The sequence below is a fragment of the Streptomyces sp. TS71-3 genome (assembly GCF_018327685.1).
GTDB lineage: Bacteria > Actinomycetota > Actinomycetes > Streptomycetales > Streptomycetaceae > Streptomyces.
Map to the genome: position 1 here is coordinate 2,481,904 of NZ_BNEL01000001.1, position 23,112 is coordinate 2,505,015.

At 73.6% G+C, this 23,112-nt stretch carries 15 protein-coding genes; 14 read left to right on the forward strand and 1 reads right to left on the reverse strand.

Annotation, left to right across the window (positions count from 1 at the left end; genetic code table 11):
* The first annotated feature begins 144 nt into the window (after window positions 1-144).
* From Sm713_RS10090 to Sm713_RS10110, 5 genes are all read left to right on the forward strand, one after another.
* Complete coding sequence (locus tag Sm713_RS10090; protein WP_249416551.1) at window positions 145-633, forward strand: sigma-70 family RNA polymerase sigma factor; 489 nt, start codon at window positions 145-147, stop codon at window positions 631-633.
* Window positions 630-1,514 carry a zf-HC2 domain-containing protein gene (locus Sm713_RS10095; RefSeq protein ID WP_212909293.1) on the forward strand — a complete coding sequence of 295 codons (885 nt, stop codon included), beginning with the start codon at window positions 630-632 and terminating at the stop codon, window positions 1,512-1,514. The genes Sm713_RS10090 and Sm713_RS10095 overlap by 4 nt, the downstream gene beginning before the upstream one ends.
* A gap of 803 nt (window positions 1,515-2,317) precedes the next feature.
* Window positions 2,318-4,600, forward strand: coding sequence for a UvrD-helicase domain-containing protein (locus Sm713_RS10100; RefSeq protein ID WP_249416552.1), 2,283 nt, complete (start codon window positions 2,318-2,320; stop codon window positions 4,598-4,600).
* Between the two features lie 1,093 nt (window positions 4,601-5,693).
* Window positions 5,694-7,166, forward strand: a complete 1,473-nt coding sequence (locus Sm713_RS10105; protein WP_212909294.1) for an NAD-dependent malic enzyme — start codon at window positions 5,694-5,696, stop codon at window positions 7,164-7,166.
* 408 nt (window positions 7,167-7,574) lie between these two features.
* Window positions 7,575-7,856 (forward strand): HU family DNA-binding protein, encoded by a 282-nt coding sequence (locus Sm713_RS10110; RefSeq protein ID WP_189930775.1) that lies wholly within the window; start codon window positions 7,575-7,577, stop codon window positions 7,854-7,856.
* A gap of 419 nt (window positions 7,857-8,275) precedes the next feature.
* Here the strand turns inward: Sm713_RS10110 and murA are convergent, their stop codons facing one another.
* The gene (murA, locus tag Sm713_RS10115; protein WP_212909295.1) at window positions 8,276-9,613 is read right to left on the reverse strand and encodes a UDP-N-acetylglucosamine 1-carboxyvinyltransferase; all 1,338 of its coding nucleotides are present in this window, start codon (window positions 9,611-9,613) and stop codon (window positions 8,276-8,278) included.
* A gap of 249 nt (window positions 9,614-9,862) precedes the next feature.
* On the opposite strand from murA, the gene Sm713_RS10120 reads away from it, so the two are divergent.
* From Sm713_RS10120 to Sm713_RS10160, 9 genes are all read left to right on the forward strand, one after another.
* Window positions 9,863-10,435 (forward strand): YqgE/AlgH family protein, encoded by a 573-nt coding sequence (locus tag Sm713_RS10120; RefSeq protein ID WP_212909296.1) that lies wholly within the window; start codon window positions 9,863-9,865, stop codon window positions 10,433-10,435.
* Window positions 10,436-10,464: 29 nt separating this feature from the next.
* The gene (locus Sm713_RS10125; protein WP_212909297.1) at window positions 10,465-10,755 is read left to right on the forward strand and encodes a DUF3039 domain-containing protein; all 291 of its coding nucleotides are present in this window, start codon (window positions 10,465-10,467) and stop codon (window positions 10,753-10,755) included.
* Between the two features lie 521 nt (window positions 10,756-11,276).
* Complete coding sequence (locus Sm713_RS10130; protein WP_212911913.1) at window positions 11,277-12,563, forward strand: extracellular solute-binding protein; 1,287 nt, start codon at window positions 11,277-11,279, stop codon at window positions 12,561-12,563.
* A 26-nt stretch (window positions 12,564-12,589) separates the two neighbouring features.
* Entirely contained in the window at window positions 12,590-13,609 is a 1,020-nt protein-coding gene (locus Sm713_RS10135; protein ID WP_212909298.1) for a carbohydrate ABC transporter permease, read from the forward strand.
* A gap of 2 nt (window positions 13,610-13,611) precedes the next feature.
* Window positions 13,612-14,466: a carbohydrate ABC transporter permease gene (locus tag Sm713_RS10140; RefSeq protein ID WP_249416201.1), complete on the forward strand. Its 855-nt coding sequence runs from the start codon at window positions 13,612-13,614 to the stop codon at window positions 14,464-14,466.
* Window positions 14,467-14,608: 142 nt separating this feature from the next.
* Window positions 14,609-16,429, forward strand: coding sequence for a beta-N-acetylhexosaminidase (locus Sm713_RS10145; RefSeq protein WP_212909299.1), 1,821 nt, complete (start codon window positions 14,609-14,611; stop codon window positions 16,427-16,429).
* Window positions 16,430-17,033: 604 nt separating this feature from the next.
* Window positions 17,034-17,933, forward strand: coding sequence for a xanthine dehydrogenase family protein subunit M (locus Sm713_RS10150; protein ID WP_212909300.1), 900 nt, complete (start codon window positions 17,034-17,036; stop codon window positions 17,931-17,933).
* Window positions 17,930-20,653: a (2Fe-2S)-binding protein gene (locus Sm713_RS40270; protein WP_249416202.1), complete on the forward strand. Its 2,724-nt coding sequence runs from the start codon at window positions 17,930-17,932 to the stop codon at window positions 20,651-20,653. Before Sm713_RS10150 ends, Sm713_RS40270 begins: the two co-directional genes overlap by 4 nt.
* Window positions 20,650-22,962, forward strand: coding sequence for a xanthine dehydrogenase family protein molybdopterin-binding subunit (locus Sm713_RS10160; protein WP_212909301.1), 2,313 nt, complete (start codon window positions 20,650-20,652; stop codon window positions 22,960-22,962). Before Sm713_RS40270 ends, Sm713_RS10160 begins: the two co-directional genes overlap by 4 nt.
* Window positions 22,963-23,112: the final 150 nt, after the last annotated feature.

Genomic DNA, 23,112 nt, shown 5'->3' on the forward strand with positions numbered 1-23,112 from the left:
GCGGTTCCCTCCCCGGGCCGCGCCGAGGGCCGGGGCGGCGCCCGCGTGCCCGCTCCCGCCCACCCGCCGGATCCGCGGGCCCCGCAGGGGCGCGGTGAGTACGACGGCGTTCCGCTGCCGGCGGCGGGGCCCGACGAGGAGCTGATGCGCGCCCTGTACCAGGAGCACGCGGGCCCGCTGTTCGGATACGTGCTGCGGCTGGTGGCGGGGGACCGCCAGCGCGCCGAGGACGTCGTCCAGGAGACGCTGATACGGGCCTGGAAGAACGCGGGACAGCTGCACCGGGCCACGGGTTCGGTCCGGCCCTGGCTGGTGACCGTCGCCCGGCGCATCGTCATCGACGGGCACCGCAGCCGGCAGGCCCGGCCGCAGGAGGTCGATCCCACGCCGCTGGAGGTGGTCCCCGCGGACGACGAGATCGACAGGGCGCTGTGGCTGATGACACTCTCGGACGCGCTCGGGGACCTCACCCCGGCACACCGCGATGTGCTGGTCGAGACCTATTTCAAGGGGCGGACGGTCAACGAGGCCGCCGAGGTGCTGGGCGTCCCGGGCGGCACCGTCCGCTCCAGGGTGTTCTACGCACTGCGTTCGCTGAAGCTCGCGCTGGAGGAACGGGGGGTGACGTCATGAGCGCACACGGACCCGGTGAACCGGGCGCGTCCCCGCCCATCGACGACGTGCACGAGACGGTCGGGGCGTATGCCCTCGGCCTGCTGGAGCCGGCGGAGGCGAGCGCCTTCGAGGAGCACCTCGCGGGCTGCGAGCGGTGCGCGGAGCAGCTGGAGGAACTGGTCGGCCTGGGCCCGGTCCTGGCGGCCCTCGCCGACCTCCCGGACGCCCCCGACGCCCCCGCGCCGGCGGAGCCGCCCGCCCCGGTGCAGGAGCCGGCACGGCCCGAGCAGCCCGCACGGCCCGAGCAGCCCGCATCCGGTCGCCGGGCCGGGGCCGCCCGCCGCCGCCCGCCGGCCGCCCCGAGCCACCGGCTCGCGGACCGGCTCATGGGGGAGGTCGCCGCAGAGCGCGGGCGCCGGCGCAGGCGGGCCCGGTTCCTGGTGTCGGGCGCGGCGGCGCTGATCATCGCGGGGCCGCTGGCGGCACTCGGCCTGAGCGGCGGCGAGGACGCCGGGCAGCCGCGGCAGCCGGAGAGCGTCGCGCTGGCGGCCATGCCCGAGAAGGCCCACGCGACCGACGCGTCGACGAAGGTCAGCGCCACGCTGGGCCTCCAGAAGACCCCGTGGGGCACGGACACCGTGATGGAGCTGAAGAACGTCAAGGGCCCCCAGACGTGCTCCCTCGACGCGGTCGGCGAGGACGGCAGCCGCCAGACCATGACCTCCTGGACGGTGCCGTACTTCGGCTACGGCATCCCCGACAGCAAGGAGCCGGCGGGCAAGCTCCCGCTCTACGTACGCGGCACGGCCGCCTTCGACCTCAACCGCATCGACCACTTCGAGGTCCACACCCTGGACGGCAAGCACCTCGTGACGGTCCGGGCACCGCATCCGTCCTGACCCCCGGGCGGGGGCCACCGGCCGGGAGGGCCGGATTCCGTCGTCTCCGGACAGGCCGTGGGTGGGTGGTCGCTCGCGCAGTTCCCCGCGCCCCTGAGTGGCAGGGGCTGCGCCCCGAGAGGACTGCGGTCGATTACGACGAGGCAGTCGGGTTGCCACCCACCACAGCGGTCTCCGCGTACGTCCACCTGCCGGTGGTCGGGATGCGACAGAGATTGCCCCTTCGGGCCGGTGGCGACCTGACGTCCCCCACTGCCTGAAGGGCGTGGGAGGTGCCCCCAGTCGTGGCTTGTCGCGCAGTTCCCCGCGCCCCTGAGTGGGCCGGGGCGCAGCCCCGCCCAGGGGCTGGGCTGCGCCCCGATAGGGGCGCGGGGAACTGCGCGAGCAACCAGCCACCGGCAGGTGGTCCGGAAAATGACAGAAACCGCCCCTCCGAGGCGGGCGCGGCAGCGCGCGAAAGGGGCATCGGGCGACCCCGTCCCCCCCCGGCCCCCGTACGCCGACGACAACGCCCACACGCGCACCGGCAAACCGGCCCGACCAGGGCCCCCGCGCGCAACGGTCCCGTTTCGCGTACGGTAGACGGCTGCCCAGCACGTCAGAAGGGGGTTTCGGTGGCCGCGCAGGAAGCCGTCGATCCATCCGCCGCACAGCCCGCACGCCCCGTGCCCGCACAGGGACCGGGTCCGGGACCCGAGCGCGGGTCCGATGCCGCGCCCGCGGCCACCGCCGCACCCGTTCCCGCGGCCGGAGCCGGCCCCACGGCCGGCTCCGCCGACTCCGTCCGCGAGGCCGAGGTCGCCGTGGAGCAGCGGCACCTCGACCGGGTCTACCGCCGCCTGGAAGAGAAGATCGACGAGGCGGAGTTCCTGATGAAGGACGCCGCCGAGCGCGGCAAGGTCGGCACGCCGGGTGCGCTCGCCGAGCGGGACGCACAGGTGTTCCGCGCCGGCATCCACCTGAACCGGCTGAACAACGAGTTCGAGGACTTCCTGTTCGGCCGCATCGACCTGCTCCAGGGCAAGGACGGCCAGAAGGGCCCGGACGGCGCCTACACGGCCCTGGAGCCGGCCGACGGCGCGGTCCGCACGCAGCGCGACGAGTCCGGCGCCTCGGGCACCCGCGCCTGCGCGGACATCGCCGAGACCCTGCACATCGGCCGGCTCGGCGTGCTGGACGCCGACTACAGCCCGCTCGTCATCGACTGGCGCGCCCCGGCCGCGGCGCCGTTCTACCGCGCCACGCCGGTCGACCCGGGCCGCGTGGTGCGCCGCAGGGTGATCCGCTCCAAGGGCCGCCGCGTGCTGGGCGTGGAGGACGACCTGATGCGGCCGGAGCTGACCGCGTACGACGCCGGGGGCCACGAGCTCCCGGTGGTCGGCGACGGCGCCCTGATGGCCGCGCTGGGGCGGGCCAGAAGCCACACGATGCACGACATCGTGGCCTCCATCCAGGCCGAGCAGGACATGGTGATCCGCGCCCCCGCCGCCTCGGTGACCCAGGTCGAGGGCGGCCCCGGCACCGGCAAGACCGCGGTCGCCCTGCACCGGGCCGCCTACCTGCTCTACCAGGACCGCCGGCGCTACGCCGGCGGCATCCTCGTGGTCTCCCCGACCCCGCTGCTCGTCGCCTACACGGAGGGCGTCCTGCCGGCCCTCGGCGAGGAGGGGCAGGTCGCGATCCGCGCGGTGGGCTCGCTGGTCGACGGCGTCGAGGCGACCCTCTACGACACGCCCGCGGTGGCCCGGGTCAAGGGCTCCACGCGCATGCTGAAGGTGCTCCGCAAGGCCGCGCGCGGCGCCCTGGACCTGCACCCTGGCGGCACGCCCGCGCGGCTGCGCGTGGTCGCCTTCGGCCGCCGCGTGGAGCTGGACGCCGACGAGCTGGCCGAGGTCCGCCGCACGGCCCTCGGCGGCACCGCCCCCGTCAACCTGCTGCGCCCGCGCGCCCGCAGGCTCCTGCTGGACGCGCTGTGGGCGAAGTCCGGCGCCGCGGGCCGGCACGACGACCCGGAGCTCGCGGCCGAACTGCGCGCGTCGTTCGACGAGGACATCACCTCGGAGGACGACTTCATCGCCTTCCTGGACGCCTGGTGGCCCGAGCTGACGCCGCGCGGCGTGCTGGCGGCGATGGCCGACGAGAAGCGCCTCGGCCGCGCCTCGCGGCGCGTCCTGAACCAGGGCGAGGTCCGCAGGCTGGCCCGCTCGCTGACCCGCGACGGCCTCTCCGTGCACGACGTGGCGCTGCTCGACGAGCTCCAGGCGGTCCTCGGCGCCCCGGCCCGCCCCGCGCGCAGCCGCGAGCTGGATCCGCTCGACCAGCTCAGCGGCCTGGACGAGCTGATGCCGACAGGGTGGTCGAACGGCGAGAGCACCCGCGAGCGTGCCGAGCGGCTGGCGAGGGAGCGCGTCGAGTACGCGCACGTCATCGTCGACGAGGCGCAGGACGTCACGCCGATGCAGTGGCGCATGATCGGCCGCCGCGGCCGGCACGCCACCTGGACGATCGTCGGCGACCCGGCGCAGTCCTCGTGGTCCGACCCGGACGAGGCCGCAGCCGCACGCGACGAGGCCCTGGGCGGCCGGCCGCGCCGCCGCTTCACGCTCACCGTCAACTACCGCAACCCCGCCGAGATCGCCGAACTCGCCGCGCAGGTGCTCGCCCTCGCCATGCCGGGCGCCATGGCGCCGACCGCGGTACGGGCCACCGGGGTGCGGCCCCGGTTCGCCGTGGCCGCCGGCGGCGCGCGGGGCCTCGCGGGGGCGGTGCGCGAGGAGGCCGCCCGGCTGCTGGCGGAGGTGGACGGCACGGTCGGCGTGGTGGCCGCGATGCACCGCCGCGAGGAGGCCGCGCGCTGGCTGGAGGGCCTGGGCGACCGCGTGGTGGCCCTCGGCAGCCTGGAGGCCAAGGGGCTGGAGTACGACGCGACGGTGGTCGTCTCGCCCGCGGAGATCGCGGATGAGGGGCCTGCGGGGCTGCGGGTCCTGTACGTGGCGCTGACCCGCGCCACGCAGCAGCTCACGGTGGTCTCCACGGACCGCGACACCCCTGACGCGGCAGGAGTCCCGGACCTCCTCCGAGAGTGACCCTGCGGTTCGCCGGAGCCCCTTCCTGTCCGGGGCTGCGCCCCGATCCCCTGCCTGAAGGGGTGGCTTCGGTTGTTGCCGGACCCTCGGTGGGTGGGTGGTTGCTCGCGCAGTTCCCCGCGCCCCTTTGGTGCGGGGCTGCGCCCCGGTCGCCCGGCTGGAGGGGGTGGCTTCGGTTGTTGCCGGATCGTCGGTGGGTGGGTGGTTGCTCGCGCAGTTCCCCGCGCCCCCTTCATGGGCGCTTCGCGCCCTATCAGGGGCGCGGGGAACTGCGCGCTCAGCCACGACGGGGCCGAGAGTCCGCCGCCGGCCGGAAGGGGCAGTGTCTGCCCGGCAGGTGCCCGAGGCAGAGGCTGGGTGTGAAAGGGGCGCGGGGAACTGCGCGACAGCCACGACGGAGCGGAGAGCCCGCCGCCGGGCAGAAGGTGCAGTCTCTTCGCGGGGCGCGGGGCGCGGGGCGCGGGGCGCGGTGGCCGTACACCAACCGTGAGGGGTACCGCACCTCGGCTCACACAGACGCGGCAGCGTCTGGAATTGCCTTGCAGGGATCGTTTGTTACCGTGGACGTGGCACCGGCTCGATCCAAGCCCCCGGGCCCAACCATAGTCGCTTCGAGCGACCACTTGCCGCGAGGCGAGCATGGCGGGTCGGTGTCACCAGACTTCACCAGACGGCACATGGTGAGTGGAGAGGCCCGCGCCCTGTTTGGCGTGGGCCTCTTCCCGTTTCGCGTGGTCCCCGGTCGCCCCCCGGGCGACGTCCGCGCTCCCCCGTAAGGGCTTTCTGTTCTCTCCGGGGCCCCGCACCGTATACCTTGCGCTGCACACCGGATTTCACCGGAGAGCCTCTGCTCCCGGCCGGAGCAGAGGCCCGGCTCCCGGAAGCTTCTCGTATGGTGGAATCCTGTTTCCAGAACAATGGCGAACAGTGCGGGAACTCCCCGTGCACCACCCCAGGCGGGTTACCACATACCCGGCGGTAGGTGCGACTATCGGATGGCGCTCCCGTGAGAGATACGAACATCGGCACGAATCACGGCAACCGATTCACGGGCCGCGCGCACGCGAACAAGGGAAAGCAGAGGAAGTCGGCCATGGCAACGGCGCCCAGCGTCTCCTACTCGATGACGGTCCGGCTGGAAGTGCCCGCGAGCGGCACCGCGGTCTCCCAGCTCACCACGGTGGTGGAGTCCTCAGGCGGCTCGGTCACCGGTCTCGACGTCACGGCGTCGGGACACGAGAAGCTGCGCATCGACGTCACCATCGCCGCCAGCTCGACCGCGCACGCCGACGAGATCGTGGGCAAGCTGCGCACCATCGAGGGCGTCGTCCTGGGCAAGGTCTCCGACCGTACGTTCCTGATGCACCTCGGCGGCAAGATCGAGATGGCCTCCAAGCACCCGATCCGCAACCGCGACGACCTGTCCATGGTGTACACCCCGGGCGTGGCGCGCGTCTGCATGGCCATCGCGGAGAACCCCGAGGACGCCCGCAGGCTCACCATCAAGCGCAACTCCGTCGCCGTGGTCACGGACGGCTCCGCGGTGCTCGGCCTCGGCAACATCGGCCCCAAGGCGGCGCTTCCGGTGATGGAGGGCAAGGCGGCCCTCTTCAAGCGGTTCGCCGGCATCGACGCGTGGCCGATCTGCCTGGACACCCAGGACACCGACGAGATCGTGTCCATCGTCAAGGCCATCGCCCCCGGCTTCGCCGGGATCAACCTGGAGGACATCTCCGCGCCCCGCTGCTTCGAGATCGAGGCACGGCTGCGCGAGGCCGTCGACATCCCGGTCTTCCACGACGACCAGCACGGCACGGCCATCGTGGTGCTCGCCGCGCTCACCAACGCCCTGCGGGTGGTCGGCAAGGCGATCGGCGACGTCCGCGTGGTGATGTCCGGCGCCGGCGCCGCCGGCACCGCGATCCTGAAGCTCCTGATCGCGGCGGGCGTCAAGCAGGCCGTCGTCGCCGACATCCACGGCGTCGTGCACGCCGGCCGCGACGACCTCAACGGCGGCGCCACCGACTACGGCCAGGCCGCCGCGCTGCGTTGGATCGCCGACAACACCAACCCCGAGGGCGTCACCGGCACGCTCAAGGACGCCGTGCGCGGCGCCGACGTGTTCATCGGCGTCTCCGCGCCGAACGTCCTCGCCGGCGAGGACGTCGCCTCCATGGCGGACGGCGCGATCGTCTTCGCGCTGGCGAACCCGGACCCGGAGGTCGACCCGGCAATCGCCCGGCAGACCGCGGCAGTTGTCGCCACCGGCCGCTCCGACTTCCCCAACCAGATCAACAACGTCCTGGTCTTCCCCGGCGTCTTCCGCGGCCTCCTCGACGCGCAGTCGACCACGGTCAACACGGAGATGATGCTCGCCGCCGCCACCGCCCTGGCCGACGTGGTCAGCGAGGACGAGCTCAACCCGAACTACATCATCCCCAGCGTCTTCAACGACAAGGTCGCGTCCTCCGTCGCCGGGGCCGTCAGCAGCGCCGCCAAGGCGGCCGGCGCGACCGCCACGGCACCTGCTCCGGACGCCGCGGCGGCCACCGGGGCTTCACAGTGACCGAACTCACCACCGGCGCGTCGGAGACACGCTGACGCCGGAGGGTTCTATGGTTGCGGGCAACAATCACCCGGGCCTGCGCATTTTCACCGGTATCGAGGGACATGTCAGGTCCGTAGACGAGCCGGGGGAGGGCATTCGGTACCCGGGAGGCACCCCGCAGGGGGAGCGAGCAGAGCGTCACCGTTTCGGGGCTGTGGCGCTTTTCGTGTGACTCTCAGGGGTGCCGGATTGGCGTTCCCGCCGCAGGTGGGGGCAGGATGCCTTTCTGGACGCGAGGGTCCGGCTACGGACGGACCCTGGTCCGGGGGCCGAGCGAGGGCCCTGGCACCATCGGCTTCGCTGTGCCCGACATGCGGCTCCGCCGCGTGGCACGCCTCAACGCAAGATGAACACGGGAGTAACAAAATGAACCGCAGTGAGCTGGTGGCCGCGCTGGCCGACCGCGCCGAGGTGACCCGCAAGGACGCCGACGCCGTGCTGGCCGCGTTCGCCGAGACCGTCGGCGAGATCGTCTCCAAGGGCGACGAGAAGGTCACCATCCCCGGCTTCCTCACCTTCGAGCGCACCCACCGTGCCGCTCGCACCGCCCGCAACCCGCAGACGGGTGAGCCGATCGAGATCCCGGCCGGCTTCAGCGTCAAGGTTTCGGCCGGGTCCAAGCTCAAGGAAGCGGCCAAGGGTAAGTAAGCCCATCGTTACGCCGATGGGGCGGTCACTCTCCGGGGGAGGTGGCCGCCCCATTTCGCGTCCTGCGTGGCGTGCGTGGTGCCGTCAGGTGGCCTCAGGCGCCGGCCGGGCTCGTTCGGTGTCCGGTGCTGGTTTCGTCTGGCTTCCGTGGGGTGGCCTCAAGCGCCGGCCGGGCTGGGTTTGGTGCTGGTTTCGTCTGGCTTCCGTGGGGTGGCCTCAAGCGCCGGCCGGGCTGGGTTTGGTGCTGGTTTCGTCTGGCTTCCGTGGGGTGGCCTCAGGCGCCGGCCGGGCTCGTTCGGCGTCCGGTGCGGGTTCGTCTGGCCTCCGTGGGGTGGCCTCAAACGCCCCCAGTGCCTTGAGGGCCTGGGAGGTACCCCCAGGCCGGGCTGGATGTGGTGCCGCTCGTCGTCGGCCTCGGCTTACTTGCCCGCCGTCGGCATCTCCGCCTTCGCTCCGAGTTCCTGGAGCTTCTCCATGAAGTTCTCGTAGCCGCGGTTGATCAGGTCGATGCCGTGGACGCGGGACGTGCCCTGGGCGGCCAGGGCGGCGATCAGGTACGAGAAGCCGCCGCGGAGGTCGGGGATGACGAGGTCGGCGCCCTGGAGCTTCGTGGGGCCGGAGACGACCGCCGAGTGCAGGAAGTTGCGCTGGCCGAAGCGGCAGTTCGAGCCGCCCAGGCACTCGCGGTAGAGCTGGATGTGCGCGCCCATCTGGTTGAGCGCGGACGTGAAGCCGAGCCGGGACTCGTAGACCGTCTCGTGGATGATCGACAGGCCGGTGGCCTGGGTCAGGGCGACGACGAGCGGCTGCTGCCAGTCGGTCTGGAAGCCGGGGTGCACGTCCGTCTCCAGCGCGATCGACTTCAGCGTGCCGCCGGGGTGCCAGAAGCGGATCCCGTTGTCGTCGATCTCGAACGCGCCGCCCACCTTCCGGTAGGTGTTGAGGAACGTCATCATCGACCGCTGCTGGGCCCCGCGTACGTAGATGTTCCCCTCGGTCGCCAGGGCCGCCGAGGCCCAGGAGGCGGCCTCCAGGCGGTCCGGCAGGGCGCGGTGGGTGTAGCCGTCGAGCTTGTCCACGCCGGTGATGCGGATGGTCCTGTCGGTGTCCATCGCGATGATCGCGCCCATCTTCTGCAGGACGCAGATGAGGTCCTCGATCTCCGGCTCGACCGCGGCGTTGGAGAGTTCCGTCACACCCTCGGCCAGCACGCCGGTCAGCAGCACCTGCTCGGTCGCGCCGACCGACGGGTACGGCAGGCGGATCTTGGTGCCGCGCAGCCGCTGCGGCGCCTCCAGGTACTGCCCGTCCGCGCGCTTGTCGATCCGCGCGCCGAACTGCCGCAGCACGTCGAAGTGGAAGTCGATGGGCCGGCCGCCGATGTCGCAGCCCCCGAGGCCGGGGATGAAGGCGTGGCCGAGGCGGTGCAGCAGCGGGCCGCAGAACAGGATCGGGATGCGGGAGGAGCCGGCGTGCGCGTCGATGTCCGCGACGTTGGCGCTCTCCACGTGGGTGGGGTCGAGCAGCAGTTCGCCCGGTTCGTCACCCGGGCGGACCGTCACTCCGTGCAGTTGGAGCAGGCCCCGCACCACCCGCACGTCGCGGATGTCGGGGACGTTGCCCAGCCGGCTCGGGGCGCTGCCCAGCAGCGCCGCGACCATGGCCTTGGGCACGAGGTTCTTCGCGCCGCGAACACGGATCTCACCCTCCAGCGGGGTGCCGCCGTGGACGAACAGGACATCATCGGTGACGGTCATCTATCTCGCGTTCCCAGGAGAGGAATGGGCAGGAGGCACACACTAGTGGCCGCGAGGGCCGGGCCCCCAGGCTTGCCCGCGGGACGGCGGGGGCACCGTGAGCGACCCGTACGGACGGTGGGTGGGCGGGTGCGCTCGGTGACGTCCGGCGGGGGTCGTGGGAGCCGCCCCGGCCGGTCCACGGCCGCATTCGGACTCGTCCCGACGTCGGGTGCCCGGATCGGGGGAAGATGCGGGATCATGGCTGGCATGACCGAGGTGTCCTCGCTCACAGGGCGGCTGCTCGTGGCCACCCCCGCCCTGGCGGACCCGAACTTCGACCGCGCGGTGGTGCTGCTCCTCGACCACGACGAGGAGGGCTCCCTCGGCGTGGTCCTCAACCGCCCCACCCCGGTGGATGTCGGCGACATCCTGGAGGGCTGGGGAGAGCTCGCCGGTGAGCCCGGCGTGGTCTTCCAGGGCGGTCCCGTCTCGCTCGACTCCGCGCTCGGCGTCGCGGTGATCCCGGGCGGCGCGACGGGCGAGGCCGTACCACTCGGCTGGCGGCGCGTGCACGGCGCCATCGGCCTCGTCGACCTGGAGGCCCCGCCCGAACTGCTCGCCTCGGCCCTCGGCTCGCTGCGGATCTTCGCCGGTTACGCCGGATGGGGGCCGGGCCAGCTGGAGGACGAGCTGGCGGAGGGCGCGTGGTACGTGGTCGAGTCCGAGCCCGGAGACGTCTCCTCACCGGCGCCCGAGCGGCTCTGGAGGGAGGTCCTGCGCCGCCAGCGCAGCGAGCTGGCGATGGTGGCGACGTATCCGGACGACCCGTCTCTCAACTGATGTCCCTGCCCTTCAGTACCCTGGTTCCTATGAGCACTCTTGAGCCCGAGCGTGGGGCAGGCACGGGGACCCTCGTAGAGCCGACACCGCAGACGTCACACGGCGACGGCGACCACGAGCGCTTCGCCCACTACGTCCAGAAGGACAAGATCATGGCGAGCGCGCTCGACGGCACGCCCGTCGTCGCGCTCTGCGGCAAGGTGTGGGTCCCGGGCCGCGATCCCAAGAAGTACCCGGTCTGTCCCATGTGCAAGGAGATCTACGAGTCCATGGGCGCAGGCGGCGACAAGGACAGGGACAAGGACAAGGGCAAGAAGTAGTCCGGGTCGTCCGGCTCCTCCCGCGGTAGTCGCACCTCCTTGTGGCGGGTGCGTGCCCGGCCGCGGTGGTCCGCCGTCTGTTTCTCCTTGGTGAAAGGCCCCGGCGCGCTTCGGCGTGCCTCGGGGCCTTTTCTGTTGGCGTCTTCCGGCGTCTTCCGGCGTCTTCCGGCGTCTTCCGGCGTCTTCCGGCGTCTCCTGGCATCTCCTGGCGTCTCCTGGCGTCTTCCGGCGCCTTCGTGCTTCTTCCGGCCTCTTCCGGCCTCTTCTGGCTTCTCCCGGCTTCCCGGCTTCCTCCGAAGGGCGCCGGTCACAGACTGGTAGAGACCTTTGGACGAGCCTTGTCCGCATGTTCATGTCCTTCTAGCCTCCGTGGTGTTGTGCAGCACGAAACAGCCGTTGCGCATGTTGCAACGGCTGAAGCGCCGTCGATCACCGTCGACCCGGAGGTCCGCTCGATGAAGCTCCCTGCACGCCCTGCCGCCCGCACGTCGCCCACCAGACCCGGAGCGGCCGGCCGAGCGATGTCCCTGGTCGCCGCGGTCGTCCTCGCGTCGCTCACCGCCACCGCCTGCGCCCCCAGCACCTCGAAGGGCGGCTCGACCGCCGACGACAAGAGCGGCACGCTGCGCGTCTGGCTCTTCCAGGAGGTGGACAACGGGCCCAAGGAGCGCGTCGTCCAGCAGGCCGTGGACACCTTCGAGAAGGCCCACAAGGGCACGGACGTGCACGTGGAGTACATCCCCGTGGACACCCGCGCCGAGAAGATCAAGGCGGCCTTCAACGACCCCAAGAGCGCGCCCGACGTCATCGAGTACGGCAACACCGACACCGCCGGCTACGTGCACGACGGCGGACTCCTCGACATCAGCAAGGAGTTCGCGGCCTGGGGCGAGGCCAGGGACACCGACCCGACCGCCAAGGAGTCCGTCACCGTCGACGGCAAGGTCTACGGGGCGCCGCTCTTCGTCGGCGTCCGGGCGCTGTACTACCGCACCGACGTGTTCAAGAGCCTGGACCTCGCGCCCCCGTCGACCCAGCAGGAGCTGATCGACGACGCCAAGGCCGTCCACAAGAGCAGGCCCGACCTGTACGGGCTCGCCGTCGGCGGCGCGTACACCTACGGCGCGATGCCGTTCATCTGGGCGGCCGGCGGCGAACTCGCCCAGAAGAAGGGCTCCTCGTACTCCTCCACCATCGACAGCGCCGCCGCGCAGAAGGGCATCCGCGCCTACACCTCGCTCTTCGGCGACGGCAACTGCCCCGCCGCCAAGTGCGCGGGCTGGGGCGGCAACGACACGGTGACCGCGTTCGCCACCGGCAAGGCGGCCATGGCCATCGGCGGCGACTTCAACCACCAGGCCGTCGAGGACGGCGAGGTCAAGGGGAAGTACGCGGTCGTGCCGCTGCCCGGCGAGAAGGAGGGGAGCATCGCCCCGGCCTTCGCGGGCGGCAACAACATCGGGGTGCTCGCGAGCACCTCGCACCGCACCCTGGCCGTCGGCCTGATGGAGGCGCTGGCGTCCAAGAAGACGCAGTCCGCGCTCTTCGACGGCATGGGCTTCCTGCCGACCTACACGGACGTGCGCGCCCAGGCCGCCCGGAAGGAGCCGTTCGTCGCGCCGTTCATCCGCACGCTCGGCGCCGGCGCCAAGTTCGTGCCCGCCTCGCCCGGCTGGGGGCAGATCGACGCCTCGCTGGTGCTGCCGACGATGTTCCAGCAGATCGTCAGCGGCCGTAAGAGCGTCGCGGCGGCGGCCGGCGAGGCCGCCGGGAAGATGGACGACGCCTTCTCGTCGGCCGCGGGCTGACCGCGCCGATACGGTCCGGTGACGCGATGACACAGCCGATCGACGCCGCCACCCCGGCGCTCCCCGAACCACCCGCCCCGGCAGCCCCCGGGGCCTCGTCGGGGCGCTCCGGCGCGCGCCCCGGCAGGCGGCCGTCCGCCGGGCGCGCCCCGAGCGGACGGCGGGGCGGGTGGGTGCCCTGGCTCTACCTCGCCCCGGCCCTGGTCGTGCTCGCCGGGCTGCTCGTCTACCCCGTCTACGAACTCGGCCTGATCTCGTTCCTGGACTACACCCAGGCCCAGGTCAGCGGCGGGCAGCCGACGTCCTTCAAGGGCTTCGGCAACTACGCGGACCTGTTCGGGGACGGCCAGTTCTGGCAGGTGCTGGCCGCCACCGCGGTGTTCGCCGCCGCCTGCGTTGTCTGCACCCTGCTGGTGGGCTGCGCGCTCGCGGTGCTGCTCACCCGGGTGCGCGCGGTGCCCAGGCTCGCGCTGATGCTGGCCGCGCTCGGCGCCTGGGCCACGCCCGCCATCACCGGCTCCACGGTCTGGGTGTTCCTTTTCGACCCCGATTTCGGCCCGGTGAACAAGGTGCTGGGACTCGGCGACCACTCCTGGACATACGGGCGCCTCAGCGCTTTCACGCTCGTGCTGCTCGAAGTCGTCTGGTGTTCCTTTCCGTTCGTGATGGTGACCGTCTTCGCCGGAATCAAAGCGGTGCCCGGGGAGATCCTGGAGGCCGCCGCGCTGGACGGCGCCTCGCAACTGCGGATCTGGCGCTCCGTGCTCGCGCCCATGCTCCGGCCGATTCTCGCGGTGGTCACCATCCAGTCCGTCATCTGGGACTTCAAGGTGTTCACGCAGATCTACGTGATGACGAACGGCGGCGGAATCGCGGGGCAGAACCTGGTGCTCAACGTCTACGCCTACCAGAAGGCGTTCGCGTCGTCCCAGTACGGCCTGGGATCCGCCATCGGCGTCGTCATGCTGCTGATGCTGCTCGCGGTGACGCTGGTCTATCTGCGGCTGCTCAGGCGTCAGGGACGGCAGGGAACGGGGGAGTGGTGAGCATGAGCGCGATGCGCGGTGCCCGGGAGATTCTTCGGAGGCCGCGGCGGCTGGCCGCGGATGTTACGGCGCTCCTCGCGGCCGTGGTGGTGGCCTTCCCGCTCTACTGGATGGTGCTCTCCGCGCTGAAACCGGCCGGTGAGATCGAGTCGACGCATCCGAGGCCCTGGACGCTCTCGCCGTCGCTGGACTCCTTCCGGCGCGTCTTCGAGCAGCACGACTTCGGCCGGTATTTCCTCAACAGCTGCATCGTGGCGGGCAGCGTGGTGGTGGTCTCGGCGCTCATCGCCTTTCTCGCGGCGACCGCCGTGACCCGTTTCCGCTTCCGCTTCCGCACCACGCTGCTGGTGATGTTCCTCATCGCACAGATGGTGCCGGTCGAAGCCCTCACGATTCCGCTCTTCTTCCTGATGCGGGACTTCGGTCAGCTCAACACCCTGGGCTCGCTGATCCTGCCGCACCTCGCGTTCTCGCTGCCCTTCGCCATCTGGATGCTGCGGGGATTCGTGAAGGCAGTCCCCGACGCCCTGGAAGAGGCCGCCTACATCGACGGGGCGAGCCGGGCGCGCTTTCTGTGGCAGATTCTCTTTCCGCTGGTGCTGCCCGGCCTGGTGGCCACGAGCGTGTTCTCGTTCATCTCCGCCTGGAACGACTTCCTGTTCGCCAAGTCCTTCATCATCAGCGACACCTCGCAGTCGACGCTCCCCATGGCGCTGCTGGTGTTCTTCAAGCCCGACGAGAACGACTGGGGAGGCATCATGGCCGCCTCGACCCTGATGACCATCCCGGTGCTGGTGTTCTTCGTCCTCGTCCAGCGGCGGCTGGTCTCCGGCCTGGGCGGTGCCGTGAAGGACTGAAACGACCAGAACCAGCCGGCGCGCTTCCGGCCACCGCACGCCTCCCACGCGCACGTCCGCCGGTTCCGCACCACGGGCCCCGGCAGCCTGCACCGCCCGCCTCTGGGCCCGCCCTCCACCCGTACGTCCACAGGAGCAACGCATGGCGTTCGAAACTCTGATTCCGGCTCCCGGGCGGGCCTGGCGGGTGCCCCCGGGCGAGGGCAGCTTCCTGCTCGACGGCGAGACGGTCCTGACGGCGCTGCCCGGCACCGAGTCCGCCGCCCGCTGGCTGCGGGCCACCGTCGGCGCCGCCACCGGACTGCCCCTGACCGACGGCACCCGCGACAACGGCGTCGTGCTGCGCGTCGACGGGCACCTCGCGCCGGAGGCGTACCGGATCATCGTCGACGAGTACGCCGTCCGGATCGACGGCGGCGGCCCGGCCGGCGTCTTCTGGGGCGCCCAGACCCTCCGGCAGCTCCTCGGTCCGTCCGCCTTCCGGCGCGCGCCCGTCGAGCCGGGCAGGCGGTGGCCGGTGCCCATGGTCGTCATCGAGGACGCGCCCCGGTTCGCCTGGCGCGGCATGATGCTGGACGTGGCCCGGCACTTCCTCCCGAAGGACGGCGTCCTGCGCTACGTGGACCTGCTCGCCGCCCACAAGCTCAACGTCCTGCACCTCCACCTCACCGACGACCAGGGCTGGCGCATCGAGATCAAGCGCCACCCGAAACTGACCGAAATCGGCTCCTGGCGGGCGCGCACGAAATTCGGCCACCGCTCCTCGCCGCTCTGGGACGACCGCCCGCACGGCGGCTTCTACACCCAGGACGACATCCGCGAGATCGTCGCGTACGCCGCCGAGCGGCACGTCAGCGTCGTCCCCGAGATCGACGTCCCCGGCCACTCGCAGGCCGCCATCGCCGCCTACCCCTGGCTCGGCAACACCGACGTCGTCGACACCGCCGCGCTCACCGTGTGGGACACCTGGGGCATCAACCCCAACGTGCTCGCGCCCACCGAGGACGTGCTGCGCTTCTACGAGGGCGTCTTCGAGGAGGTCCTGGAGCTGTTCCCCGCACAGGCGGCACCCTTCTCGCCGTTCGTCCACGTGGGCGGCGACGAGTGCCCGAAGGACCAGTGGCGCGCCTCGCCCGCCGCCCAGGCCCGCATGCGGGAGCTGGGGCTCGCCGGCCCCGACGGCGCGGACCGGCTCCAGCACTGGTTCATCCGGCACTTCGACCGCTGGCTCGCCGAGCGCGGGCGGCGCCTCATCGGCTGGGACGAGATCCTCCAGGGCACCGGCGGAGACGGAGGGCGCGATCCACGCCGGAGGGACGAGCAGGCTCCGGACGGGGAGCGCGTTCCCAACGGGGAGCGGGTTCCGGACGTGGGCGGCGAGGGGGCCCGGCGGGAGGCGGGGGCGCCCGCGGACGCGACGGCGGGCCTCGGCCTGGAGCCGGGCGCCGCGGTCTCCTCCTGGCGCGGCTACGCCGGCGGGATCGCCGCCGCGCGCGCCGGACACGACGTCGTCATGTGCCCCGAGCAGCAGGTCTACCTGGACCACCGGCAGGACGCGGGCCCCGACGAGCCGATGCCGATCGGGTACGTCCGCACCCTCAAGGACGTCTACCGCTTCGAGCCCGTGCCGCCCCAGCTCACCCCCGACGAGGCCCGGCACGTCCTGGGCGCCCAGGCCAACGTCTGGACCGAGGTCATGGAGAACCAGGCCCGGGTGGACTACCAGGCCTTCCCCCGGCTCGCCGCCTTCGCCGAGGTCGCCTGGAGCCGGCTGCCCGCGCCCGAGGAACGCGATGTGGCCGACTTCGAACGGCGCATGGGGGCGCATTACCGGCGCCTTGACGCGTTGGGCGTCGGCTACCGCCCGCCCGGGGGCCCCCTGCCCTGGCAGCAGCGCCCGGTCCCCGAAGGGATGAAGGGCGGACTCGGACGCCCGATCGAGGGGGCACCCCCGAACGTGTGAGCCGGTCACCACGTCCCTGACCGGCGCCGCCGCCCCTCAGGGGTCCTTGCACTGTGCCCGCCCGGGTCGCGCGGCCTGGCACCGCACCTCGCCGCGTTGCCGAAAAAGCCCTGGTAGCTCCTCCCCCACTCTCGGCTTCGCTCGCGCGGGGGGACCCCCATCGAGGACTCTCCGGCGCCTTGCGATGCTCCCCCACAGCCTGAAGGGCGTGGGTGGGGGTGCCTCCCACGCCCGTTCAGGGCAGTGGGGGAGTGCCCCCAGCACCAGACCACGCGCCCTGATCGGACGCTCATAGTGCAAGGACCCCTTAAAGCGTGCGGGTACAGCCCCGTGCGGCCCGGCTCGCCACGGGGGAGGCACAGCGGAAGCACGGGGGAGGCACGGGAGAGAATGCGTCCGGCACCGGCCGAAGGCCGGCAACCGGCCGTGACCGCCGAGGATATGGGAAATCGGCCCATCTCCGGCGCTTGCGGGAGGAACGCCTCCTAGCGGACCCATGCGTCGAGCCCCCGGGAAGATGTGCCAGAGTTGCCACGTCCGGCCTGACAGCACGTACCGTACGGCGCAGGTGGATCAGGCGGGACAGCGGGAAGGGGCAGCCGGTTTGACCACGCACGCACCGCAGGTGGCGCAGACAGCACCGACGGTGAATCTGCCTGTCACGCTGGACGAGGCCGTGGCAGCGCTATCCGCCATGCCCGCCGCTGTGCCCGTGGCGGGCGGTACGGACCTGATGGCCGCGGTCAACGCCGGACTGCTGCGGCCCGCCGCGCTCGTGGGCCTAGGCCGGATCAGCGAGATCCGCGGCTGGCAGTACCTCGACGGGCACGCCCTGCTCGGCGCCGGCCTGACCCACGCCCGCATCGGACGCCCCGACTTCGCGGCCCTCATCCCCGCGCTGGCCGCCGCCGCGCGCGCGGCGGGGCCGCCGCAGATCCGCAACGCCGGCACGCTCGGCGGCAACATCGCCTCCGCCGCGGCCGGTGACACCCTGCCGGTGCTGGCCGCGCTGGAGGCCACCCTGATCATCGCGGGGCCCGACGGCGCCCGCCGCGAGATGCCGGTCTCGCACCTGCTCGCCGGCATGGACCTGCTGCGCGGCGGCGAACTCATCGGCTACGTGCGCGTGCCGCTGCTGCACGCCCCCCAGGTCTTCCTGAAGGCGACCGGCCGCACCGGACCCGGCCGCGCCCTCGCGTCCGTGGCGCTGGTGCTCGACCCGGCGCGCCGCGGGGTGCGGTGCGCGGTGGGCGCCGTCGCGCCGATGCCGCTGCGGCCGCTGGAGGCCGAGCAGTGGATCGCCTCCCTGATCGACTGGGACGGCGGACGCACCGTCGTGCCGGAGGCGCTGGCCGCGTTCGGCGAGTACGTCGCCACGGCCTGCATCCCGGACCCCGTCCCCGCCGAGGACGGCACGACCGAGCAACTGTCGCCCGCCGTCCTGCACCTGCGGCGCACCGTCGCCGCGCTGGCCCGACGAGCGCTGGGGAGGGCGCTGTCATGAGCGAAGAACAACACGACGACGTACCCGGCACGCACCGCGGCTGGCAGCCCATCCCGCAGGGCGAGTACGACGCCGACGCCACGGCCTTCGTGCAGCTCCCCGAGGGCCTGGCCGACTTCGACCCCGCCGCGGACACCCCGCTCGCCGCCCCCGGCCACGGCTACGTGCCGCCGCAGATAGCGGTCTCGCCTGCGGACGCCGGGGCCCCCGGCGCCGCGGGGCAGGGCCCGTGGGGCATGCCCGGCCCCCACGTGACGCCGCAGGAGCCCGCTCGGGGCGCCGCCACGGGGCAGACGGTGCACTGGCCCGACCCGGGCACGCTGGGCGCGCAGGAGGCCCACCAGCACCCCGGTGAGCACGATCCGGCACAGGCGTACCAGGACCCCTACGGCTACCACCCGGGGATGGCGGGGCACGCGCCCGGCGGCGCCGCACCGGCCACCGGCCCGGCCGGCACCGGCGGCCCCTGGCACGTCGCCGGCGAGCCCGGACAGCACGGCGCCGGCGTCCCCGCGGACCCCGCCCAGGGCGGCGGGCCCGTGCCGCCGGACGCCGCGGGCGAGTGGTCCATCCCCGTCCTCGCCGAGGGCGAGCTGCCCGACGAGTCGGGGGAGTTCACGGCCACCGCGCTCGCCGCGCAGTGGGGCCGGGGCACGCCCCCGGCGACGCTGCCCGGCGGAGCCACGGCCCCCTGGGCGACCGAGACGGGCGCGGGGCAGCCGTGGGACGCCGCGTCCCCGGCCGACCGCATGCACCACCAGGGCGCCCGCGCCCAGCAGGCGGGCACCCAGCACCCGGAGGCCGCCCAGGAGTGGCACGACGAGGCGGCCGGGCAGCGGGCGCACCAGGAGCAGGCCCACGGCCCCGGGACCGGCACGCACCCCGGCGCGGTGGACCCGTCCGCCGACCCGGCGGGCGGATTCCAGCAGCCCCAGGGGCTCCGGCAGGCGCAGGACCAGCAGCGCCAGAGCCGGCGTCCCCTCAGGCAGCCGCGGCCCGACGAGCCGCAGCACGGCGCGGCGCAGGAACCGCACGCACCGGGGCGGCACGACCAGCACGCCCCCGGACCCCACGGCGGCCCGGCGGACCAGGGCCGCCACGACCCCTACGGAGCCCAGGCGTTCCCGCCGGGCGGCCCCGAGCACCCGGGCGCCGGCGGCGCCCCGGCGGACGGCACGCAGGCCCCCGGCCAGGCCGGACCCGTGGACCCCATGGGGCCGATGGGACCCGTCGGCACCCCGGCCCTCGGCCGGCAACCCGGCGCCGGCCCCGCCGGGCACCCGGGCGCCACCGGCTTCCCGGAGGCGCCCGCCGGCCCCGGCCAGGACGACGGCACGGCCCGCGGGCCCGGCGGCGAGCACGGCCCCGGCGGCCCCGGCGACGGCGTCACCGGCCGGCACCCGGCCGCCCCGGACGCGGGTCAGGCACCGCTCGACCAGGACGCCGACGACGACGCCATCTTCGTCGCTCCCCCGGCACGGGAGACGACCCTGCGCTCCGGCGCGCCCGAGTCCCCGGAGGGCGCCGAAGAGGGCGCCTTCGAGACCTCCGCCCGGAGCACCCGCGCCCAGCGCCCCAGAAGACCGCTCCAGGACCGCCGCGTCCAGGAGCCGCCGCCGGACGGCGCTCCCCAGGAGCACGCTCCGCAGGACACCCCCTGGGACAACGCTCTCCAGAGCCCTCCCTGGGACGACGCCTCCGGCGGCGCTCCCCTGGGGCACACCGGGGACCGGCCCGCCCAGGAGCCCGCAGACGCCCCCGGCGCCACCGATCCCACCCCGCCCGGAACCGCCGCCTCCGCGGCCGTTCCCGCGCCCACCGCAGAGCCCGCGGGCCTGCCGGCCCCCGAACCGGCCCCCCTCGCGGACGCCTTCGACGCGGCCCCCGCCGCGACGGCCGCCCCTGCGGGCGCCCCGTCCGGCGTGGGACAGGACGCCGACGCGGCGGACGCCGAGGACGCCACCCCCGCGGCCGGCCTGCCGGTCACGGCGGACGGCGCCGACGACGACCCGGGCGCGGCGAGCGCCCTCGGCTCCGACGAGCACCCCCTGAGCTCCTACGTGCTGCGGGTCAACGGCACCGACCGGCCCGTCACCGGCGCCTGGATCGGGGAGTCCCTGCTGTACGTGCTGCGGGAGCGGCTCGGCCTCGCGGGCGCCAAGGACGGCTGCTCGCAGGGCGAGTGCGGCGCCTGCAACGTCCAGGTGGACGGCCGCCTCGTGGCGTCCTGCCTGGTGCCCGCGGCCACCACCGCGGGCAGCGAGGTGCGCACCGTCGAGGGCCTCGCCACGGACGGCCGGCCCTCCGACGTGCAGCGGGCCCTCGCCGACTGCGGCGCCGTCCAGTGCGGCTTCTGCGTGCCGGGCATGGCGATGACCGTGCACGACCTGCTGGAGGGCAACCCCGACCCGTCCGACCTGGCGGCCCGCCAGGCGCTCAGCGGCAACCTGTGCCGCTGCTCCGGCTACCGCGGCGTCCTGGACGCCGTCCGCCAGGTCGCCGGCGAGCGCAGGTCCGCCGGCCGGGACGCGCAGGACGGGCAGGGCGGCGAGGGCGGCGGCGACGCGGACGGGCCCCGCATCCCGCACCAGGCCGGCCCCGGAGCGGGCGGCGCGCACCCCGCGTACGCCGGGGGCGCCCCGGCCGCGTACGACAGCGCCGGCTACGACGGCGGGCCCTACGAAGACGACGGATACGAAGACGACGGAGGCCGGGCGTGAGCACCGAGAGCGCCGCCACCTCGACCAGCGCGGGCACCACCACGCCGGCCCGGGGACCCGAGCCGCACGGCCTGGGCGCCTCGCTGACGGCCGAGGACGCCCGCGCCAAGACGGAGGGCACCTTCCCGTACGCGGCCGACCTGTGGGCCGAGGGACTGCTCTGGGCGGCCGTGCTGCGCTCCCCGCACCCGCACGCCCGGATCGTCTCCGTCGACACCACGCACGCGCGCGCGATGCCGGGCGTCCGCGCCGTCCTCACCCACGAGGACGTGCCGGGCACCGCCACCTACGGCAGGGGCATCGTGGACCGCCCCGTCTTCGCCTCCGAGGTGGTCCGCCACCACGGCGAGCCGATCGCCGCGGTCGCCGCCGACCACCCCGACACCGCGCGGATGGCCGCCGCGGCCGTCATCGTCGAGTACGAGGTGCTCGACCCGGTCACCGACCCGGAGCAGGCCTTCGACGCCGCGCCCCTGCACCCCGACGGCAACCTGATCCGGCACATCCCGCTGGCCCACGGCGACTCCGAGGCGGCCGGCGAGACGGTCGTGGAGGGCCTGTACCGCATCGGCCGCCAGGACCCGGCCCCGATCGGCGCGGAGGCCGGCCTCGCGGTGCCCAGGCCCGACGGCGGCGTGGAACTGTACGTCGCCTCCACCGACCCGCACGGCGACCGCGACCGCGCCGCCGCCTGCTACGCCCTGGCCCCCGACAGCGTCAAGGTCGTCGTCACCGGCGTGCCCGGCGCGACCGCGGACCGCGAGGACCCCGGCTTCCAACTCCCGCTCGGCCTGCTCGCGCTGAAGACGGGCTGCCCGGTGAAGCTCACCGCGACCCGCGAGGAGTCCTTCCTCGGCCACTCCCACCGCCACCCCACCCTGCTGCGCTACCGCCACCACGCCGACGCCGAGGGCCGGCTCGTGAAGGTCGAGGCGCAGATCCTGCTGGACGCCGGCGCCTACGCCGACACCTCCTCCGACGCGCTCGCCGCCGCCGTCTCGTTCGCCTGCGGCCCCTATGTCGTCCCGAACGCGTTCATCGAGGGCTGGGCGGTGCGCACCAACAACCCGCCCTCCGGGCACGTCCGCGGCGAGGGCGCCATGCAGGTGTGCGCCGCGTACGAGGCGCAGATGGACAAGCTCGCCAGGAAGCTCGACATGGACCCGGCCGAGCTGCGCATGCGCAATGTGATGTCCACCGGCGACGTCCTGCCCACCGGCCAGACCGTGACCTGCCCGGCGCCCGTCGCCGAGCTGCTCACCGCCGTGCGCGACGCCCCCCTGCCGCCGCTGCCCAAGGACTCCCCTGAGGACGAGTGGCTGCTGCCCGGCGGCCCCGAGGGCGCGGGCGAGCCCGGCGCCGTGCGGCGCGGTGTGGGCTACGGCCTCGGCATGGTGCACATGCTGGGCGCGGAGGGCGCCGACGAGGTCTCCACGGCCACGGTCAAGGTGCAGGACGGCGTCGGCACCGTCATCTGCGCCGCCGTCGAGACCGGCCAGGGCTTCGCCACCCTGGCCCGGCAGATCGTCCAGGACACCCTGGGCCTCGACGAGGTGCACGTCGCCCCCGTCGACACCGACCAGCCGCCCGCGGGCCCCGGCTGCCGCGGCCGGCACACCTGGGTCTCCGGCGGCGCGGTGGAACGCGCCGCGAAGATGGTCCGCACCCAGCTCCTGCAGCCCCTCGCGCACAAGTTCGGCATGTCCACCGAGCTGCTCCAGATCGCGGACGGCAAGATCACGTCGTACGACGGCGTGCTCTCGACGACCGTCGAGGAGGCCATGGACGGCAAGGAGCTGTGGGCGACGGCGCAGTGCCGCCCGCACCCGACAGAGCCGCTGAACGAGACGGGCCAGGGCGACGCCTTCGTGGGCCTCGCCTTCTGCGCCATCCGCGCCGTCGTCGACGTGGACATAGAGATCGGCTCGGTGCGGGTCGTGGAGCTGTCCGTCGCCCAGGACGTCGGCCGGATCCTCAACCCCGCGCGCCTCGCGGCCCGTATCGAGGCGGGCGTCACCCAGGGAGTCGGCGCGGCCCTCACCGAGAACCTCCGCACCCCCCGCGGCCTCGTCCGCCACCCCGACCTCACCGGCTACGCCCTCCCCACGGCTCTCGACGCCCCCGCCATCCGCATCGTCAAGCTCGTCGAGGAACGCGACGTGGTCGCCCCCTTCGGCGCCAAGGCGGTCAGCGCGGTGCCGGTCGTGACGTCCCCCGCGGCGGTCGCCTCGGCGGTCCGGGCGGCGACCGGACGCCCGGTCAACCGCTTGCCGATCCGGCCGCAGGCGGCGGTGGTCCCGGTCGGCTGAGGGCGGGCCGGGGCGCGGGAGAGGCCGCGGTACGCGCGTGCGTGCGGCTCGATGCTCGGGCTGGGCTCGTCCCTTGGGGCGCTCGTCTCTTCGGCGGGGCTTGTCCCTCGGGCTGGGCTTGCTCCTCGGGTGTTTCGCCCCTTTGGGCGT

Bases quoted from the DNA above. Each gene is read 5' to 3' on its own strand.
- murA (WP_212909295.1), bottom strand. From the start codon at position 9,613: ATGACCGTCACCGATGATGTCCTGTTCGTCCACGGCGGCACCCCGCTG.
- Sm713_RS10135 (WP_212909298.1), top strand. From the start codon at position 12,590: ATGACACAGCCGATCGACGCCGCCACCCCGGCGCTCCCCGAACCACCC.
- Sm713_RS10110 (WP_189930775.1), top strand. From the start codon at position 7,575: ATGAACCGCAGTGAGCTGGTGGCCGCGCTGGCCGACCGCGCCGAGGTG.
- Sm713_RS10130 (WP_212911913.1), top strand. From the start codon at position 11,277: ATGTCCCTGGTCGCCGCGGTCGTCCTCGCGTCGCTCACCGCCACCGCC.
- Sm713_RS40270 (WP_249416202.1), top strand. From the start codon at position 17,930: ATGAGCGAAGAACAACACGACGACGTACCCGGCACGCACCGCGGCTGG.
- Sm713_RS10125 (WP_212909297.1), top strand. From the start codon at position 10,465: ATGAGCACTCTTGAGCCCGAGCGTGGGGCAGGCACGGGGACCCTCGTA.
- Sm713_RS10120 (WP_212909296.1), top strand. From the start codon at position 9,863: ATGACCGAGGTGTCCTCGCTCACAGGGCGGCTGCTCGTGGCCACCCCC.
- Sm713_RS10145 (WP_212909299.1), top strand. From the start codon at position 14,609: ATGGCGTTCGAAACTCTGATTCCGGCTCCCGGGCGGGCCTGGCGGGTG.
- Sm713_RS10140 (WP_249416201.1), top strand. From the start codon at position 13,612: ATGAGCGCGATGCGCGGTGCCCGGGAGATTCTTCGGAGGCCGCGGCGG.
- Sm713_RS10090 (WP_249416551.1), top strand. From the start codon at position 145: ATGCGCGCCCTGTACCAGGAGCACGCGGGCCCGCTGTTCGGATACGTG.
- Sm713_RS10105 (WP_212909294.1), top strand. From the start codon at position 5,694: ATGGCAACGGCGCCCAGCGTCTCCTACTCGATGACGGTCCGGCTGGAA.
- Sm713_RS10095 (WP_212909293.1), top strand. From the start codon at position 630: ATGAGCGCACACGGACCCGGTGAACCGGGCGCGTCCCCGCCCATCGAC.